Genomic DNA, 16,831 nt, shown 5'->3' with positions numbered 1-16,831 from the left:
GATAAAATAAAACACAACAAGGTTGATTGAGTTCAAAAGAAGGAAAATGTACTCTTAGAAATATGAATAAGAGATACAGGAGGGAAGAATTTTACATTAATCATATTTATGTGAGTTAATAAAAACTAACAGTCGAACTAAAATAAACCTTACAATTCACAAAAAAATTATTATGAAAAAAGATCTATTAGTACTAAGTGGGATATTGCTGGTAATGAGTACAGCAATGCAGGCCCAGACCGGAGTAGGGATCAATACCGTTACTCCCGGAACAACCTTGGACGTAAACGGTGCGATCACCAACCGTGAAACGGCAGTGGCTGTAGCAAGTAATGCAGCGACCATTCCTGCCAATGTTACTCAGATACAGCTTACAGGTTCTGCTACGGCTACTATTGCCATCACCGCGCCTGCCGCGCCTAATGCAGGACAGAGACTTATCATCTACAACAATACCGGAGGTGGTTTCGGAGCCAGTCTCAACGGCTTTACGATTACCAACGGACAGGCAATGGAATTTGCTTACAGTAACGGAAACTGGAGGGCTACCAACAATGGGGCAGGTGCTACTGCTACAAGCATCCCATGGAATACACTAGGAAATTCTGGGACAAACCCCACAACCAATTTCTTAGGAACTACAGATAATCAGGGATTAGCTCTCCGTACCAATAATGCAGAACAGATGCGTATTACTCCTACCGGAAACGTAGGAATAGGAACAACTACTCCCAATTCTCATCTTGATCTGGGACCTCTTGTGTCGAGTACAAAGCTCGCAGTGTATAATGATACGGCAGGAGGAGATTTCTATGGTTTTGGTTTAAGCGGCGGATTATTGCATTTCCATACCGCATCACCAACTTCTGCTACTGCTCCTGATATGGTACTGCATTCCACAGGTCAGTTGGGAATCAATATTGGCGCTACAAACCCTACTGCAAACATGGATGTCAATGGTACGGCCAGAATTCGAAATACACCCATGCTGGCTGCCGGAAACGGAGCAAGTATAGCCATTCCTGTCTATCATGATGCTAATGGTAATGTAGTGAAAACAGCACCTCCTGGCCACGGAAATGTGATGTCAGGAATTATTACGGGAGCTCCGGGAGCATCCACCCTTATTATCGGTAATATTCCGGATGGCACTTACTACAGGCTCACCGTTACAGTTGCTAATGCATGTACCCATCATGCAGTTGCAGAATTTTGGGTAGCCGCCAATAGTAGTGGTGGAACAGCCATACAAGGCAGAGACGGTTTTATGTCTTTAAATGGTGTAGCTCCCCCTACTTTTTCAGAAACGCAGACATCTACAGGAGTAAGCTGGTCTGGCGTACCTGGCTGTGGAGATGGAGGAAATACGGCGAATCTTGATTTTACGATGTATATTGTGGCTTCCGGCGGTGGGACTTACCAACTCAATGTTGTTAATAACGGAAACGTAAACAGAGGATACTCGGCAGTTTTAGAAAGAGTTGGTACGTATTAATAAAGCAGTATTAATAATCAAACATCTGTATTACAATCAGGTTTCCTGAAACGGACAGACTTATAACAATGATGAAAAAAAATACTAATACTATTGTTCAAAGTAAGGAAACCATATTTATATAAAAATATTTTTTTAATGAATGTTTAACAAGTGTTGATACAAATCTTATCTCATCAAAAAAACCGTCAGGATTTCCCGGACGGTTTTTATTTATTTAAAATTTTTGTTTAAAGTTTTACTAAACAACTCTAACAATAAAGTAATTCTTTTTCCCTTTTTGAAGCACCAAAAATTTATCATTAATCAAATCATTTTCAGTAGCGACAAAAGTATCATTTACCTTTTCTTTGTTTACAGAGATTGAATTTCCTTTCAGTTCTCTTTGCGCCTCACTTTTAGATTTTAAAAATCCGGATTTTTCAACAAGAAGATCCACAATATTGGCTCCTATAACCTCTGCTTTTGCCACTTCTTTTTGAGAAACTCCGTCAAAAACATCCAGGAAAGTTTCCTCATCAAGACTTACCAAATCCTCTGCTGTAGAGCGTCCGAAAAGAATTTCCGAAGCCTTTAATGCCTTTTCATATTCTTCTCTTCCATGAACCCAAACTGTAATTTCTTCAGCCAGTCTTTTTTGAAGTTTCCATTCATGTTCAGCTGTTTTATGCTCAGCAACTAAAGTTTCGATTTCTTCTTTACTTAAAAATGTATAGAATTTAATAAATCTTTCAGCATCTTCATCTTTAGCGTTTCGCCAGAATTGGTAAAATTTATAAGGTGAAGTTTTCTTTTTGTCGAGCCAGTAATTTTCCCCACTTTCAGACTTCCCGAATTTCGAGCCGTCAGCTTTTGTGATCAAAGGAACGGTCAATGCAAATGCCTCTCCCTGAGCTTTTCTACGGATCAGTTCTGTTCCGGTCGTGATATTTCCCCACTGGTCAGAACCTCCCATCTGAAGCCTTACATTATTATTTTGGTATAGATGTAAAAAATCGTACCCTTGGATTAACTGATAGGTAAATTCCGTAAAGCTCATCCCGTCAACACCCGCTTCACCTGAAAGTCTTTTCTTCACAGAATCTTTCGCCATCATATAATTGACAGTAATATTTTTCCCTACATTTTTAGCAAAATCAAGGAAAGAAATATTTTTCATCCAGTCGTAATTGTTCACCAATTCAGCCTTGTTGGGCTCATTTCCGGAAAAATCCAAAAATCTTGAAAGTTGGTTTTTTAAACAGTCAACATAATGTAAAAGCGTTTCTTCGTCCAAAAGATTTCTCTCGGCAGATTTTCCCGACGGATCACCGATCATTCCTGTAGCACCGCCCACCAACGCGATTGGCTTATGACCGTGCTGTTGAAAGTGAGCCAAAATTTTTATCTGAATAAGACTTCCGATATGTAAAGAATCTGCAGTTGGGTCGAAACCGATATAGGCAGTCGTCATTTCCTTATCCAGTTGTTCGTCCGTTCCGGGCATCATGTCGGCAAAAAGCCCGCGCCATTTCAGTTCTTCAATAAAAGAGTTCATTATTTTCTGCTTTAAAATTTAATGTGCAAAGATAAGAAATTCGGGGTTATAAAGAGTGGAAAAGCACAAAAGGGAATTCTTAATGCTAAAGTTTGTCTTTCTGAATATAGACTGATGGTCTAAACCTTATAGATTTCAAAAACCTATAAGGTTTGAATACGGTATAGAATAACCGCTTTGTTTATTTTTTAAGAAGATTTTTTAGCTCTTCGTTTTCCTTTTTCAGATAGTCGATCATACTGTCTTTCTGTTGTAGAAGTTCGGTATAAAGTTTTTTTATTTCAGCCAATGCATCCTTATTTTCATTATAAAAGTTTTCAATATTTCCAATTCCATTACTGGTTGCATTTTCACTATTGGTTATATTGAAAGTTGTTCCCTTATCAATTTCCAGTAAGTCTAATATTTCTTCCGCTTTAATGCCTAAAGTTTCGGGTAAAAGTTTCAGCTTATCGATTTCAAGATTTCTTTTTCCGGCTTCCACTCTTCCATACGTGGTAACATCCATTCCCAATAGATCGGCAACTTCCTGCTTAGAAAGTTTTTTTGCGGTGCGGGTCGTAAATAATTTATCTGAAAGGTTCATTATTTTTTTATTACAAATATAGTTTTTTATCTCATTTAAAAAGTTTGATGCTTTTGAAATTTGTTCAAAATTGAATGAATTTTATTCACTTTTGATTGAAGTATTCAATCCCTAATTGTATATATTTGCAATAGAAACAAATTAAAAAAACAATTATGAAAAAAAGTTTATTACTCGGCGCTTTATTAGTTGCTGGTATTGTTAGTGCATTCCCATTCAGAACTTCTTGTGGAAAAGTTGTTCAGGTAAGTCAAACAATTGCGGATAATATGTCTTTGGATCAGCTTTCTAATTTTCTAGCTGATGTTAATGGCGAAAATTGCCCTAATGCAGGTGCGGTTGTTATTCACATCTACTACCATTAAAAAATGTTGACCGTCAAGTATTGGCGGTCTTTTTTATTTTACCAATAAAATATTAAAATGAAAAAAATCATTATTTTATTTCACTTATTAATCGTAGCAATCATTTTTTCTCAGAAAAAATTTGATGTGGTGTATGAAGCAGATTATAAGCTCAATTATAAACTTTCTAATGCCAATAACTATAAAAAAGAAACAACTTTCGCGCTACTTATTAATGAAAAATCTTCTTTTTTTAAAGATTTACATAGATACATATCAGATTCTCTCTTGGTTGAAAAAAAACTTAATACACTTGAGGAAGCTATGAAATATAACACAGATTTTCGTGGTTATATTGGGACTACATCAGCAAAATTGTATGTAACCGATGAAATTAATTATGCTTATTTTGGTTATGAAGAACCAAATAATATTAATTGGAAAATTAAAAATGAATTTAAAACGATAGCAGGATATAAATGCCAAAGAGCAGAAGCCACTAAATATGGAAGAACTTGGATAGCTTGGTTTGCTTCTGAGATTCCATTTCAATTTGGACCATATAAATTCAACGGTTTGCCGGGTTTAATTGCTGAAGTGTATGATACTAAAGATGATTATCATTACACACTTTACGCCTTTAGAAAAAGAAAGTATACTTGCAAATCTGCTAACAATGCAACCAATGTGAAAAATTTAACAAAAGAAAAAGTGGCAGAAATTTTTAAAAATAGACTTGCTGGAAAATTAAGATTAAATGAGCAGTTTATAGAAAATGCAGAAGATCGTGAATATATGAAACAAAATGCTATAAAAGCAGAAAAAAATTATAATCCGATTGAGCTTAGTCTATATTGATGACGGTATAATTACCAAATTTTAATGAAGTTTAGATCCTTTGACTAATGGTTTCAGGATGACAAACGAACTGCTATTTCTTTGCTGAGTGAACCGCCTTTGCGAACGAAAAATAGGCACAACAATTGTAACAAAAACCTTTGTACTCTTTGCGTTAAAATAAACCCACATCTTGTCTTTTCGCCCAAAATCAACTATATTTGTTATACATGAACGACGAACAACTATTCCTGCTCATCGGCAAAGCAAAGGAAAAAGACCAGAAAGCTCAGACCAAGCTCATCAACATCTTTTGGGTTGATGTTTTTTCTTTTGTCATGAAAAAAGTGAAGGATGAAAATGATGCAGATGAAATTACAGTGAATGTTTTTTCAAAAGTCTTGTCGAAACTGGATATGTATGATCCTCATTTCCAATTTAAAACCTGGGTTTTAACGATTGCCCAAAATACCATTATCGATTTTTGGAGAAGAAAAAGCCGTGAAAATCAGGATCCTACAGAAAACTTGGATGAAGTAAAAAATCAGTTTGCAAAATCTCCGGAAGAATTAATGATTTCCGCGGAAGAACAAAAGAAAATCATCAAAACCATCGAATCTTTAGACGCTAATTATCAGGATATTATCAAATTAAGATTTTTTGAGGAAAAGAGCATCAAAGAAATCGCCGAAGAACTCGGAATTTCCGTTGCCAATACCAAAGTTCGGGTAATGCGAGCCAAAAAAGTCTTAGCTGAATTGTTGAAAAATAATGAGTTTGAGGACAATTAATTTTTTCTTTTACAAACAATTTTAAATGCACTGTTTGTCATCCTGAAAGGATGTCAACAGAGTTTCAATAGCTTATTAGTTTACATTCTTCTTTCATAAGAATGTCATCCAAATGTAGATTTTATAAACGAAATTTTGTCTTTTCGTAAGAATCTCAACAATATATTTTAAAACAAATTGTTCAAGTCACAAATAAACATCCTCCTTCGTCTTCGGAAGCGTAATTTTTCTTTGCTCCTTCTGATTTCTGTTTTGAAGATCAATTTTCAGCCCTTTTTTAATGTAAGTTTCCTTTTTAGATTTCCCGTATTCAGCGGTATTTTCCACTTCTTTTTCAAAATTAAGCTGTCCTGTTGAAAGATTAAATTCTACACTTGAAAAATATTCTTCTGGCTTTCCGTAAGTGGAATCATAACCAATTAATTCAAAATGCCCGTTCTGAAACCTATATTTATCCGTATATCCCCATTTCCAGCTGCTTCCGCCGTATTGTGAAATGATTAAAATTCCTTTTTCGATTTTCGTATCACCATAAGGATCGCCCATCATTCCGCCGCTGTTGCTTTCAAGGATAGTGTTTCTGGATTTTTCTAAAATTTTCCATTTTCCATTAAAATTTTTCAGAATCTGAATTTCGCGGATGTTTCCAAAATCGGTCGTATCTTTTGTATTATAAATGATAACTTTTTCAGGAATTTTATCGCCATCCAAATCACCGTCAACAGATTCTATTATTGTTGAACCTGCCGGCTGAAATTCTTTTTGTGCAAAACAAAATGTACTGAAAATAATAGATAGAAAGCAGAATATCGTCTTCATGAGAAATTATTGTGGTTTAAAATTACAAAATTATATGTTTCATCAATGTCTGTCTTTGATTGTTTCGATAAAAAAATCACTAACTTTGAACCTCAATTTGAGAAATAAATGGAAAATCTAGTTCAAGATACTACCGTTCAAAAACCAAAATGGATTCGTGTAAAACTTCCTACCGGAAAGAATTACAGAGAATTAAGATCTTTGGTTGATAAATATAAATTAAATACAATTTGCCAAAGCGGAAGCTGCCCGAATATGGGCGAATGTTGGGGAGAGGGAACAGCAACTTTCATGATTTTAGGAAATATCTGTACAAGAAGCTGTGGATTTTGTGGGGTAAAAACCGGAAAGCCGCTTGATGTCAACTGGGATGAACCTGAAAAAGTGGCACGCTCGATCAAATTAATGAAAATCAAACACGCGGTTCTTACATCGGTAGACCGTGATGATTTGAAAGACATGGGTTCCATCCTTTGGGGCGAAACGGTAAATGCCGTAAGAAGAATTTCTCCGGGAACTACCATGGAAACTTTGATTCCGGATTTCCAGGGAATTACAAAACATCTTGACAGATTGGTAGAAGTAGCTCCGGAAGTGATTTCCCACAATATGGAAACGGTAAAACGCTTGACAAGAGAAGTGAGAATCCAGGCAAAATACGAAAGAAGCCTTGAGGTGTTGAGATACCTGAAAGAAGCCGGACAAAGAAGAACAAAAACCGGAGTAATGCTTGGTTTGGGTGAAAATAAAGATGAAGTTTTCCAGACGATTGAAGACATCAGAAATGCGAATGTAGATGTGATCACTTTAGGTCAATATTTACAGCCAACCAAAAAGCATTTACCTGTGAAAAAATTCATCACGCCGGAAGAGTTCGATGAATTCGGGGATTTTGCAAGAAGCTTAGGCTTCAGACATGTTGAAAGTTCGCCTTTGGTGAGAAGTTCTTACCACGCAGAAAAACATATTCATTAAAATATAAATCGCTTCAATTTTTGAAGCGATTTTTTTTGTCATTGGGAAGAGTGAAGCAACGAAGTATTCTTGCAGATTTAGCAGATTTTTAATTTATTTTTAAAAGATAACGCAAACATCTGCGAGAGAAATTCTGCGAAAGAAATAAACTATTTAACCTTACTCAAATGCTTTTTCTTAAATGCAGAAGGCGTCTCTCCAATATATTTTTTAAACAATTTATTAAAATAAGAAAGGCTGTCAAAACCCACCTGAAAGCAAACCTCCGTCACGCAGGAATTCTGTAAAAGCAATAATTTTGCCTGATTAATTCTGTAAGTATTTACAAAATCGGTGAAGGTCATATTGGTTTGTTTCTTGAAATACCTGCAAAAAGCAGGAGTGCTTAGACTTACCATTTCAGCAATTTCGTTTACGTTTGTTTTTTTATCATAATTTTCGTGAATGTAGTCGTAGATCGTTCCCATCCGGATTTTATCATTCAGGAACCATTTGATTCTGGTGTCTTCATTGTTTAATTCTTTCACTTCAGTGGAATGGGCAAGAATCTGTAAAATTTCAATTAAACCGATAAAAGATTTGAAGGAATTTTCATCTTTTATATGATGAAGTTTTTCAACTACAAGTTTTTTCGTTTCACCCGAAAATGACAGTCCGAGATAAGAACGGTCCAGAAGTTTTTTAATATTTTCAAATTCAGGAATAGGAAAGATAAGATCCTGCAGGAAGTTTTCGCGCATTTGCAGAACCAATTGTCTGCATTCCGTTTGAATTTTGTAATCGAAATTAAGATGAGGAACATTAGAACCGATTAACAACAGATCACTTTCCTTAAAATCGGATATATTCTTCCCAACATGCCGGATTCCATTGGACGCTTCTACATAAACGAGTTCAATTTCAGGGTGATAATGCCAGAAAAAACAATTTTTCAGGGAAGGAGAAAACAGTTTGAAAGATTTGTCTTCTTCAAATTCAATGATTTCTTTCTGGATTTTCATTAGGTTCTGTTTTGATTGAAATTTAGTTCAAAATTAATTAAAAAGGTTAATATAGAGCAAAAATAGATCATTAAAGTTAAAGTATAAATGACAATTTCTATCGAAATTTGCCTTTTAAAAGAAGAAACAAATAACGGAACTTTAAAATGGGGATAGATAAACGAATTATACCGTTGGCGATAGGCGGTTTGGGAATAGGGACGACAGAGTTTACAGTGATGGGATTATTGCCGGATGTGGCAAGATCTCTGCAGATTTCGATTCCCGAAGCGGGGCATTTGATTTCTGCGTATGCTTTAGGTGTAGTGATCGGAGCGCCAATTCTTATTGGATATTCTGTGAAGTTTCCACCGAAAAAAGTTTTGATGGCATTGATGATGATTTTTACATTGTTTAATGCATTATCAGCTGTTGCACCGGATTATACAACCATGCTGATTATCAGATTTCTTTCCGGGCTTCCTCACGGAGCTTTTTTCGGAGTAGGAACTGTAGTAGCGGCGAGAATGGCCGGAAAAGGGAAGGAAGCATTTTATATTTCACTGATGTTCACCGGACTTACAATCGCTAATCTGGCGATGGTTCCTTTGGTGACATATATTGGGCATACTTTTCACTGGCGATGGTATTTTGTAATTGTTGCGGTGATCGGATTATTGGCTTTATTGTTTTTAAAACTCTGGCTTCCGGTGTTGGAAACCAATCAGGACACCCATTTTATGGAAGAATTGAAATTTCTGAAGAGAAAACAAGCCTGGCTGGTTCTGATGATTACGGCAATTGGTTTCGGTGGACTTTTCACATGGTTCAGTTACATTACCCCTTTAATGACGGTGATTTCAGGAATTAAAGAAAGTCAGATGGCTTATGTAATGATTCTTGCAGGAGGCGGAATGGTGGTGGGAAATCTGGTCGGAGGATATTTATCAGATCGTTTAAGCCCTGAAAAAACGTGTGCTTTATTGCTTTTTTTAATGATGATTTCTTTGGCAGGAGTATTTTTCCTTTCCGAATATCAAAATATTGCGTTGGCTCTTACCTTCATTTGCGGGGCATTATCGATGTCTGTGGCGGCACCAATCAATATTATGATGATGAAAGCGGCACCGAAAAGTGAAATGATGGCAGCGGCGTTTATGCAGGCGGCTTTTAATATTGCCAATGCGATGGGAGCTTTCTTAGGCGGAATTCCTTTGGAACACGGATTCTCATTTAATTATCCATCGCTTGTAGGAGTGGGAATGACTTCCATAGGTCTTGTTATTGCCGTGAGATATAAATATTTATACGGTTCGCAAACGATTGATAAAGAAGAAATTGCAACAGAATGTGTTTCTTGTGACCAATAAAAAAGCGGCGGGTTCATTCGAACCCGCCGCTACTCTTAATTCTTTCATTTAAAATTTAAAGACACAGCCGCAAACGCTCATTTTGCCTTCTACTACTGTTGTCCATTGTCCGTTCCAAGTACCTCCGTAAGATGCACAGATAGAAGGGCAAACAGCTTTTGCGTCTTCGTCGCTCCAGATCGGACCGGCCAAAACGTTTAAAGTATACTCTGAGCTTCCTGTCGGCTGAGTATTCAGCTCAACTTCGATGACGCTCATTTCTCCTTCTACAATGGTGCTCCATTGTCCTGTGAATTTTCCTAAGTGTGCGGCAGCGATACGTCCGCCTAATTTTTGTGCCTCGTCATTGCTCCAAAGTGGTCCCGCAATGATGTTAATTTTGAATGTTGACATGGTGTTAAATTTTTAGTTGGTTAACAATACAAATGTAATCACCATTATGGGAAATAAATACAGTGTAAAATACCAATTTTTCTGTTAGGTGTTTATACGTAATGTGTTGATATTTAATTAAGTAAAAATAAAAAGACTGCCTTAGAGACAGTCTTTAGTACATTGTTGTGAATTGATTAAGCTTCCACTTCATTTCCGTTTTCGCACCAATACAGTGCATTATAAAGATTTTCTTTCGGAAATGATTTGAATTCTCCGGGCATCAGAACACTGAAAATATCAGTAAATTTCTGTACCCCTTCTTTGTCTGTAACAATAGCGGTTCTGTTCCACTTTGTTAAGTTTTTTAATCCTAAAAGCAAATCCTCCAGCCATGCGCCCATCGTAAATTGATCCAGATCGGTATCGAGATACAGCAGATAATTCAGCTCATTGAACTGATCTATTTTTTCCTTTACTCTGGGAATTACAAGGTTTTCAAAATCTTCTTTCGTTACTTCTCCCGTTGCGTTGAAAGCAGCAACATTTTCCGGAGCTTCTGGAATAATCGTTATCATATTTTTTATATTTAATGTGGTTTGAGTTGTAGGGAAACTGCAAAAATTAAACCATTATTTAACTTTTTTTGGTTGAAAAGGCTTAATTATTGTTTGTTTATAGTAAAATATTACTATGGATCTTAAATCGAATGAACCTTTCTGGCTTTTAAAAAACGGATTGATAGCTTCATATCCATCCCTGAAATCCGATGAAGATTGTGATGTACTGATCATAGGCGGCGGAATTACAGGAAGCTTAATTGCCCATCAAATGGTTACCGAAGGCTATAAAACAATTCTTATTGATAAACGCGAACTCTGTAACGGAAGCACTTCTGCCACCACATCGATGCTGCAATACGAAATAGATGTTCCTCTTTTTGAACTTATTGAAAAAATTGGTGAAAAAGGAGCAGTCATGAGTTACAAGGCCTGCTCAGACGCCATAGATAAGATTGAAAAGCTTTCTGAAGAAATTAAATCAAGTTCGGGTTTTAAAAGGAAAAAATCATTGTATTTTGCTGCAAAAAAGAAAGATGTTTCTTGGTTAAAAAAAGAATTCAAAACCAGGAAAAATGCAGGTTTTGATGTTAAATGGCTGGAAACTGATGAGGTCACAAAAAGATTTGAATTTGAAAATACGTATGGCGCAATTTTATCAAAACAGGGAGCGAGTATCGATGCTTTTAAATTTGCCCATGAATTATTTAAACTTAATATAAAAGAGGGCTTAAAAATTTTCGATAAAACCGAAATGGTAAAAGTGGAATATTTTAAAGGTTATAATTTAATAACGGTTGATTCCGGATATCAAATTAAAGCTAAAAAAATTATTTATTGTATCGGATACGAGAGTAAAAATTTAATTAAAGAAAAGTTTGTTGATTTAAAAAGTACTTATGCCATCGTTTCAGAAATTGATAAGAAAAAATTTAGAAATATCACGAATACATTGGTTTGGAATACCGATAAACCCTACATCTACATGAGAACAATCGACGACGGCAGGGTATTGATCGGCGGAGGTGATGAAGATTTTTATGATGCTAAAAAACGTGATGCTATTCTTGATAAAAAAGAGAAAGAAATTCTAAGAAATTTACAAAAAATAAAACCTGATTATCATTTCTACACAGATTTTGTGTGGGCCGGAACTTTCGGGAAAACGAAGGACGGACTGCCATATATCGGGGAACATGAAAATTTTAAAAATTCTTATTTTGTGCTAGGCTTCGGCGGAAACGGAATCACTTTTTCCGTGACGGGGATGGAGATGGCTTCATTATTTATGAAAGGTAAAAAACATCCTCTTTCTAGATATTTTAAATTCGGAAGATAGGTTTTTGGTTGGGATTTTGAGGGCTCGTCGAAGACGAGCCCTCAAAATCCCAACCAAAAACGGCAGCTCGAGAATCGAAACTGCCGTTCTGCAACTATTAAAAAGGGTTTTGATTATCTTTAATAGTCATCACTTTAGATATTTAAAAATATTGGTTATGAAAACCTCGGTCAACAAATGTTACGAACTGTATCCGTTTTTCTTAGCCAGCTCAAGGATAGATTTTTCAATGGCTTTTCCAAGATCATCTGAATCTGCACTTCCTTTCTTTTTCATTTCTGCATCGATGAAATCCTGACGTTTTTTAGATAATTCTTCAATTTCTTTTTGAATTTTATCCCTTTCAGACGACTTCTGAGCCACAATTTTCTGAATTTCAGTGCTGCTTTTCCCTTTTAATTCGGAAGGAAGTTCTTCCTGTTTAAGATTGGAAATATAGGCCTTATCTTTTTCGGCTTTATCTACCAAATCCCAGTGGTCATTTTTGTAGGCATTTTTCTTGGCTTTGGCTACCGTTCTTTCAACGGCGTTGGAAACAGACTGCACTTCGGCGTTTCTGTCCTGTGCAATTTGTTTGGTTTTGTATTCCGAACCGTGGCTTCCATAATAGATATAGGTGTCATTCAGTTTTGCGTTGCATTGTGAAATCCTCACATCATAAGGCGTTTCGATATAAATTACCTTTCTGTCACTGTCGATATTGAAATATTTTCCGTCACCGATGGTTGCTCCGTTTTGCCAGAATGTTTGAATTCCCTCGTCTCTGCTGCCACAGAAAATAGTATTGGTATAAATATTTTTCCTCTTTGCAGTCGAAATTACCTCCTTATAATTGATTTTCCCCTGATCAAAAGGTTCATTTCCTGCGATATAAATCAGTTTCATGCTTTTCTCATTTCCGTCCCAGTTCAGATTCATCGATGCATCGCGGATTACGGCGCCGCAATATTCGCTTCCTCCGTTGGTTCTTAAGGCAAACAGTTTCTCGGAAACCAGATCCAGATCCTGGGTAAGCGGAGTCACCTGCCGGATGTAATTTTCATCTCTCAACCCGTCGTTTCCGTATTCGTAAAGGGCAATTTCCACTTGTGGGGCTTGTCCGTCATATTTCAAAGTTGTCAGGGTATTCACGATATTCCAGAGTCTGGATTTTGCCTGATCGATCAAACCGTCCATACTGTTGGACGTGTCCAGAAGCAAAGCAACCTGAATTTTATTTTCTTTACCTAAAGTTCCGGCTGGCTGATGATCATTCTGAACGATTGTTCTCTGAACCGTAGGTTCTTTACACTCAAATTTCGGGGAATTCTGTGCGCCTAAAAAAGCCGCAGCTCCCATGGCTAATGTTAAAGTTTTAATAGTTGTCATGATCTTTATCTTTAAAGGATTTCGTATCTTGTTTTAATGCTGTATTTCAGCCTGATGTTTTCGATATTTTCGAAAGAATAATCTACCCCGGCATCCGCGGCTTCCAGTTGAACATTGGCGGCTCTGCTTTTATAAGCGGCAGGAACGATCATATCACTTGTATAGTCCTCAATTTCTACGATTTCAATCGGGTTTCCGATTTTTTTACCGAGACTTTCCAACAGATATTCGGCTTTTTCTTTTGCAGCTTTTAAAGCATTGATCTTAACGGTTTTTCTGAAATCAGCAATTTTTGTATTCTTGATTTCTGCGATGTTGATGTTCGTTACCCATTTTTGATTCAGGCTTTCAAACAGATTTCCCATTTCTGTTTTTTTGTTGATTTTAAACTGAAAATTTTTCGTGAAAGTTTTTGTTTTAGCATAAATGTTTTGATACATCGATTTGAATTTGATGTCTTCATTTTTTACACCGTTATTTTTCAGGGTTTCAAACAAAAGTTTTTCATTGTCGGCGAGTTGGTTTTTGTTGTCACCTTTTATTCCGACGTTGAAGATGATCTCATCCGGTTCTACTTCCATTTCGGCAACACCTGTTACTTCAATCGCATTTTTCTTAATTTCCTGTGCATTGATCAGACTTCCTGCTGTTAATAATCCGATCAGTAAAAAATGTTTCAATTTCATAATTTCTTGTTTTAATTTTAAATTCTAGAGTAAAATTACCCGGATTCTAAACCGGAAATTTGCAGACTTGGTGAAATTGGGTTTTGACTTGGTGAGGAATTAAAAACTATATATAAAGTTTTACTTACTTTGCATTATAGATTTGAAACAAAGTGAAATTACTTTTTAAAATAATACTGATATTCGTTCTGGCACAGGGAAATTTTTCTTTTGCCCAGGATTCCGCACGTGTTTCCAATGTTTTAAAATCTGCCAGAAAACTTCAAAAAGCAGTTGATAATAATGATCCGAAAGGCGTCGCAGATACCTATGTAGGTCTTGCAAATAATTATTACAACCAGGGCAATTACGCTAAAAGTGAAGAGTACTTTATAAAAGCACGAAATATTTATCAGAATTTAAATGATAAAAAAAATCTTGAATCCGTAACAAGAAAGCTGGCACAGTCACAGGAAAAACAGAATAAAATTACTCCTGCAATCAGCAATTACAGCCGCGCTGCAGAGGTGAGCTACACCGAAAAAAATAAAACCGTCAATTCTAATGATGCAGCACGACTTTCCAATGCTTCGCCCGAACTGAAGGCTGAGGCGATTCAAAGTAATATTGAAATCAGTCAGAAAAGTAAGGATAAAGGCAATCTGGCAGCAAGTTACAGCCAAATGGCAGATGTGAATATTCAACAAAATAATATTCCGAAAGCGGAAGAAAACTTGAATAATGCCTATAAATTATCCAAACAACAGGCACCGCAACAGGCACTGGAAATCAACCAGAAACTAACCGATTTTTACGTCGAAAATAAAAACTTTGACAAAGCAATTGAAGCTAAAAAGAAAGTTTTAAAAGAAAATTTTGTGAAAGACAATTCGCAGGAAAAAGTCAATCAGATTCAGGAGCTCGCGGATATTTATATCAAAAAAAACGATGCTGAAGAAGCCATTACTTTATTAAAAAATGCCTATAAAATTTCGCTTGAAAAAGGACACACCTTGGAAGCACAGAAAAGTGTAAAAAAATTGGACAGTTTGTACGCTATTTCACAAAATACGGATGCTTCGGTGCTGCTGTACAGGGATTTTCTGGGAAAATTGCCCGATTTGGTTTCGAAAGATAAAAGTTTGGTAGATCAGAAAATTCTGGAAGATACAGAACAAAGAATTTCTCAGCTTGAAAAGGAAAAAGAATTGAAGGATGAGTTGATTCGCAAAAAAAATGTTTTCAATTACGGTTTGATCGGAGCTTTGATTGTATTGACGGCACTAATTATTTTCATCTTCAGAACCCTGAAAAAAGTGCAGACCAAAAACAAAAAAATTGCCTTACAATCGCTTCGCAGGGAGATGAATCCGCATTTTATTTTTAACAGTTTAAACAGTGTCAATCATTTTATCGCGACGAATAACGAACTGGAAGCCAATCAGTATTTAACCAAATTTTCAAAGCTCATGCGCGGCGTCATGGAAAATTCTACGGAAGATTTCATTCCTTTTCAGCAGGAACTGGATTTGCTGCAAAATTATTTAGCTTTAGAAAAAACACGTTTTGCAGATAAGTTTGATTACGAAATTGAAGTAGACGAAAGCCTGAATACCCAAAGCCTGAAAGTTCCCGGAATGCTTATACAGCCGTTTCTGGAAAATGCAGTCTGGCATGGACTTCGTTACAGGTCAACAAAAGGTTTTTTAAAATTAAATTTTGAAAAAGAAAATCAGCATTTAAAAATCACCATTGAAGACAACGGAATCGGAATTGAAGAAAGCAAAAAACAAAAAACGCAGCATCAAAAAACCCGTGAAGGCCGCGGAATGAAAAATACCCTCGAAAGAATCACGCTATTGAATGATTTGTACGGTCAGGATATCCAATGTAAAATCACAGACAAGAAAAATGGTGAAGGCGTTTTTGTAGAAATCAGCTATAAGTTAGTGAATAAGTGAATTGTCAATTTTAACCCCAAACCCCAAACCCCAAACTCAAACCCCGAACCTCGTAACCCGAATCTCAAACCCCGAAACCCGTAACCCGCACCCAAAATGAAAATAAAATCCGTAATTGTAGACGACGAAATTATTGCAAGAGATGTTTTAAGGAATTATCTCACAAAATATTGTCCGCAAATTGAAATTCTTGGAGAAGCGGAAAATATTAAAGAAGCCGTTCCATTGATCGCCGAACACCGGCCTCAACTGGTTTTTCTGGATGTTGAAATGCCTTTTGGAAACGCATTTGACGTATTGGAAGCCACAAAGGAATTTTCTTACGAAACGATTTTCATTACGGCATTTTCGCAATATTCTCTTCAGGCTTTGAACAAATCTGCGAGTTATTATATTTTAAAACCAATTGATATTCAGGAGCTTATTTTGGCGGTAAACAAGGTGGCGGAAAGTCTTGAAAAAAAGGAAGAACTTAACAGGAATAAAATTCTCCTTGAAAATTTAAAATTAAAGCCTGAAAAACAACAGCTTATCCTTCCCACTTTACAAGGTTTTGATGTGGTGAAAACGGAAGATATCGTCAGACTTCAGGCGGATGGGAATTTCACCCAGGTTTATCTTACGGATGGTTCTAAGAAGATGGTTTGCAGATTTTTAAAACATTTCGATGACCTGTTGGAAAATCCTTTTGTGAGGGTTCACCGTTCACATATTATCAACACCAATTTTGTGAAGTCTTATCATAAAAGCGGAACCGCAACCCTTTCTGATGATACGGAAATTGAAGTTTCAGGAAGTTTTAAGGATAATTTTCTTAAAGTTTTTTCATAAA

The 16,831-nt window shown here is 36.2% G+C and carries 17 protein-coding genes; 9 read left to right on the top strand and 8 right to left on the bottom strand.

What is annotated here, in order from left to right:
* Nucleotides 1-172: 172 nt before the first annotated feature.
* The gene (locus BMX24_RS17155; protein ID WP_139176880.1) at nucleotides 173-1,495 is read left to right on the top strand and encodes a hypothetical protein; all 1,323 of its coding nucleotides are present in this window, start codon (nucleotides 173-175) and stop codon (nucleotides 1,493-1,495) included.
* A 241-nt stretch (nucleotides 1,496-1,736) separates the two neighbouring features.
* On the opposite strand, the gene tyrS is transcribed toward BMX24_RS17155, so the two are convergent.
* Both tyrS and BMX24_RS17145 read right to left on the bottom strand, forming a co-directional pair.
* A complete protein-coding gene (tyrS, locus tag BMX24_RS17150; protein WP_089794952.1) occupies nucleotides 1,737-3,032 on the bottom strand; it encodes a tyrosine--tRNA ligase in 1,296 nt (431 codons plus the stop codon).
* 181 nt (nucleotides 3,033-3,213) lie between these two features.
* A complete protein-coding gene (locus tag BMX24_RS17145) occupies nucleotides 3,214-3,618 on the bottom strand; it encodes a helix-turn-helix domain-containing protein (RefSeq protein WP_089794950.1) in 405 nt (134 codons plus the stop codon).
* 155 nt (nucleotides 3,619-3,773) lie between these two features.
* Between BMX24_RS17145 and BMX24_RS17140 the strand changes: the two genes are divergently transcribed.
* The 3 genes from BMX24_RS17140 to BMX24_RS17130 all read left to right on the top strand — a co-directional run bounded on the left by BMX24_RS17140 (nucleotide 3,774) and on the right by BMX24_RS17130 (nucleotide 5,590).
* On the top strand, nucleotides 3,774-3,983 hold the full coding sequence (locus BMX24_RS17140) for a hypothetical protein (RefSeq protein WP_089794948.1): 210 nt from the start codon (nucleotides 3,774-3,776) through the stop codon (nucleotides 3,981-3,983).
* Nucleotides 3,984-4,040: 57 nt separating this feature from the next.
* Entirely contained in the window at nucleotides 4,041-4,820 is a 780-nt protein-coding gene (locus BMX24_RS17135) for a GLPGLI family protein (protein ID WP_089794946.1), read from the top strand.
* 209 nt (nucleotides 4,821-5,029) lie between these two features.
* Nucleotides 5,030-5,590, top strand: coding sequence for an RNA polymerase sigma factor (locus BMX24_RS17130; protein ID WP_089794944.1), 561 nt, complete (start codon nucleotides 5,030-5,032; stop codon nucleotides 5,588-5,590).
* Nucleotides 5,591-5,776: 186 nt separating this feature from the next.
* Here the strand turns inward: BMX24_RS17130 and BMX24_RS17125 are convergent, their stop codons facing one another.
* Nucleotides 5,777-6,409, bottom strand: a complete 633-nt coding sequence (locus BMX24_RS17125) for a hypothetical protein (RefSeq protein ID WP_089794942.1) — start codon at nucleotides 6,407-6,409, stop codon at nucleotides 5,777-5,779.
* A gap of 108 nt (nucleotides 6,410-6,517) precedes the next feature.
* Between BMX24_RS17125 and lipA the strand changes: the two genes are divergently transcribed.
* Nucleotides 6,518-7,384 (top strand): lipoyl synthase, encoded by an 867-nt coding sequence (gene lipA, locus BMX24_RS17120; RefSeq protein WP_089794940.1) that lies wholly within the window; start codon nucleotides 6,518-6,520, stop codon nucleotides 7,382-7,384.
* A 149-nt stretch (nucleotides 7,385-7,533) separates the two neighbouring features.
* Here the strand turns inward: lipA and BMX24_RS17115 are convergent, their stop codons facing one another.
* Nucleotides 7,534-8,385, bottom strand: a complete 852-nt coding sequence (locus tag BMX24_RS17115) for an AraC family transcriptional regulator (RefSeq protein ID WP_089794938.1) — start codon at nucleotides 8,383-8,385, stop codon at nucleotides 7,534-7,536.
* Between the two features lie 146 nt (nucleotides 8,386-8,531).
* Here BMX24_RS17115 and BMX24_RS17110 point away from each other — a divergent pair, with 146 nt between their 5' ends.
* Nucleotides 8,532-9,734 (top strand): MFS transporter, encoded by a 1,203-nt coding sequence (locus BMX24_RS17110; RefSeq protein ID WP_170835741.1) that lies wholly within the window; start codon nucleotides 8,532-8,534, stop codon nucleotides 9,732-9,734.
* Between the two features lie 48 nt (nucleotides 9,735-9,782).
* Here BMX24_RS17110 and BMX24_RS17105 read toward each other — a convergent pair whose 3' ends face one another.
* Entirely contained in the window at nucleotides 9,783-10,127 is a 345-nt protein-coding gene (locus BMX24_RS17105) for a mannan-binding lectin (RefSeq protein ID WP_089794936.1), read from the bottom strand.
* A 176-nt stretch (nucleotides 10,128-10,303) separates the two neighbouring features.
* Entirely contained in the window at nucleotides 10,304-10,684 is a 381-nt protein-coding gene (locus tag BMX24_RS17100) for a SpoIIAA family protein (protein ID WP_089794934.1), read from the bottom strand.
* A gap of 115 nt (nucleotides 10,685-10,799) precedes the next feature.
* Here BMX24_RS17100 and BMX24_RS17095 point away from each other — a divergent pair, with 115 nt between their 5' ends.
* Entirely contained in the window at nucleotides 10,800-12,005 is a 1,206-nt protein-coding gene (locus tag BMX24_RS17095) for an NAD(P)/FAD-dependent oxidoreductase (RefSeq protein WP_089794932.1), read from the top strand.
* Between the two features lie 180 nt (nucleotides 12,006-12,185).
* Here BMX24_RS17095 and BMX24_RS17090 read toward each other — a convergent pair whose 3' ends face one another.
* Both BMX24_RS17090 and BMX24_RS17085 read right to left on the bottom strand, forming a co-directional pair.
* Complete coding sequence (locus BMX24_RS17090; RefSeq protein WP_089794930.1) at nucleotides 12,186-13,373, bottom strand: vWA domain-containing protein; 1,188 nt, start codon at nucleotides 13,371-13,373, stop codon at nucleotides 12,186-12,188.
* A gap of 11 nt (nucleotides 13,374-13,384) precedes the next feature.
* The gene (locus BMX24_RS17085; RefSeq protein WP_089794928.1) at nucleotides 13,385-14,059 is read right to left on the bottom strand and encodes an SIMPL domain-containing protein; all 675 of its coding nucleotides are present in this window, start codon (nucleotides 14,057-14,059) and stop codon (nucleotides 13,385-13,387) included.
* A gap of 152 nt (nucleotides 14,060-14,211) precedes the next feature.
* Here BMX24_RS17085 and BMX24_RS17080 point away from each other — a divergent pair, with 152 nt between their 5' ends.
* Together BMX24_RS17080 and BMX24_RS17075 are read left to right on the top strand one after the other, a co-directional pair.
* Nucleotides 14,212-15,999, top strand: a complete 1,788-nt coding sequence (locus BMX24_RS17080; protein ID WP_228404901.1) for a tetratricopeptide repeat-containing sensor histidine kinase — start codon at nucleotides 14,212-14,214, stop codon at nucleotides 15,997-15,999.
* A gap of 96 nt (nucleotides 16,000-16,095) precedes the next feature.
* A complete protein-coding gene (locus BMX24_RS17075) occupies nucleotides 16,096-16,830 on the top strand; it encodes a LytR/AlgR family response regulator transcription factor (protein ID WP_089794926.1) in 735 nt (244 codons plus the stop codon).
* Nucleotide 16,831: the final 1 nt, after the last annotated feature.

The organism is Chryseobacterium wanjuense (assembly GCF_900111495.1).
GTDB classification, from domain to species: domain Bacteria; phylum Bacteroidota; class Bacteroidia; order Flavobacteriales; family Weeksellaceae; genus Chryseobacterium; species Chryseobacterium wanjuense.
The sequence above is the reverse complement of the archived record's forward strand: the minus strand, read 5'-3'. Positions and strand labels throughout refer to the sequence as shown.

Bases quoted from the DNA above. Each gene is read 5' to 3' on its own strand.
- BMX24_RS17085 (WP_089794928.1), bottom strand. From the start codon at position 14,059: ATGAAATTGAAACATTTTTTACTGATCGGATTATTAACAGCAGGAAGT.
- BMX24_RS17100 (WP_089794934.1), bottom strand. From the start codon at position 10,684: ATGATAACGATTATTCCAGAAGCTCCGGAAAATGTTGCTGCTTTCAAC.
- BMX24_RS17145 (WP_089794950.1), bottom strand. From the start codon at position 3,618: ATGAACCTTTCAGATAAATTATTTACGACCCGCACCGCAAAAAAACTT.
- BMX24_RS17135 (WP_089794946.1), top strand. From the start codon at position 4,041: ATGAAAAAAATCATTATTTTATTTCACTTATTAATCGTAGCAATCATT.
- BMX24_RS17115 (WP_089794938.1), bottom strand. From the start codon at position 8,385: ATGAAAATCCAGAAAGAAATCATTGAATTTGAAGAAGACAAATCTTTC.
- BMX24_RS17155 (WP_139176880.1), top strand. From the start codon at position 173: ATGAAAAAAGATCTATTAGTACTAAGTGGGATATTGCTGGTAATGAGT.
- BMX24_RS17130 (WP_089794944.1), top strand. From the start codon at position 5,030: ATGAACGACGAACAACTATTCCTGCTCATCGGCAAAGCAAAGGAAAAA.
- BMX24_RS17105 (WP_089794936.1), bottom strand. From the start codon at position 10,127: ATGTCAACATTCAAAATTAACATCATTGCGGGACCACTTTGGAGCAAT.
- BMX24_RS17075 (WP_089794926.1), top strand. From the start codon at position 16,096: ATGAAAATAAAATCCGTAATTGTAGACGACGAAATTATTGCAAGAGAT.
- lipA (WP_089794940.1), top strand. From the start codon at position 6,518: ATGGAAAATCTAGTTCAAGATACTACCGTTCAAAAACCAAAATGGATT.
- BMX24_RS17140 (WP_089794948.1), top strand. From the start codon at position 3,774: ATGAAAAAAAGTTTATTACTCGGCGCTTTATTAGTTGCTGGTATTGTT.
- BMX24_RS17095 (WP_089794932.1), top strand. From the start codon at position 10,800: ATGGATCTTAAATCGAATGAACCTTTCTGGCTTTTAAAAAACGGATTG.
- BMX24_RS17110 (WP_170835741.1), top strand. From the start codon at position 8,532: ATGGGGATAGATAAACGAATTATACCGTTGGCGATAGGCGGTTTGGGA.
- BMX24_RS17125 (WP_089794942.1), bottom strand. From the start codon at position 6,409: ATGAAGACGATATTCTGCTTTCTATCTATTATTTTCAGTACATTTTGT.
- tyrS (WP_089794952.1), bottom strand. From the start codon at position 3,032: ATGAACTCTTTTATTGAAGAACTGAAATGGCGCGGGCTTTTTGCCGAC.
- BMX24_RS17090 (WP_089794930.1), bottom strand. From the start codon at position 13,373: ATGACAACTATTAAAACTTTAACATTAGCCATGGGAGCTGCGGCTTTT.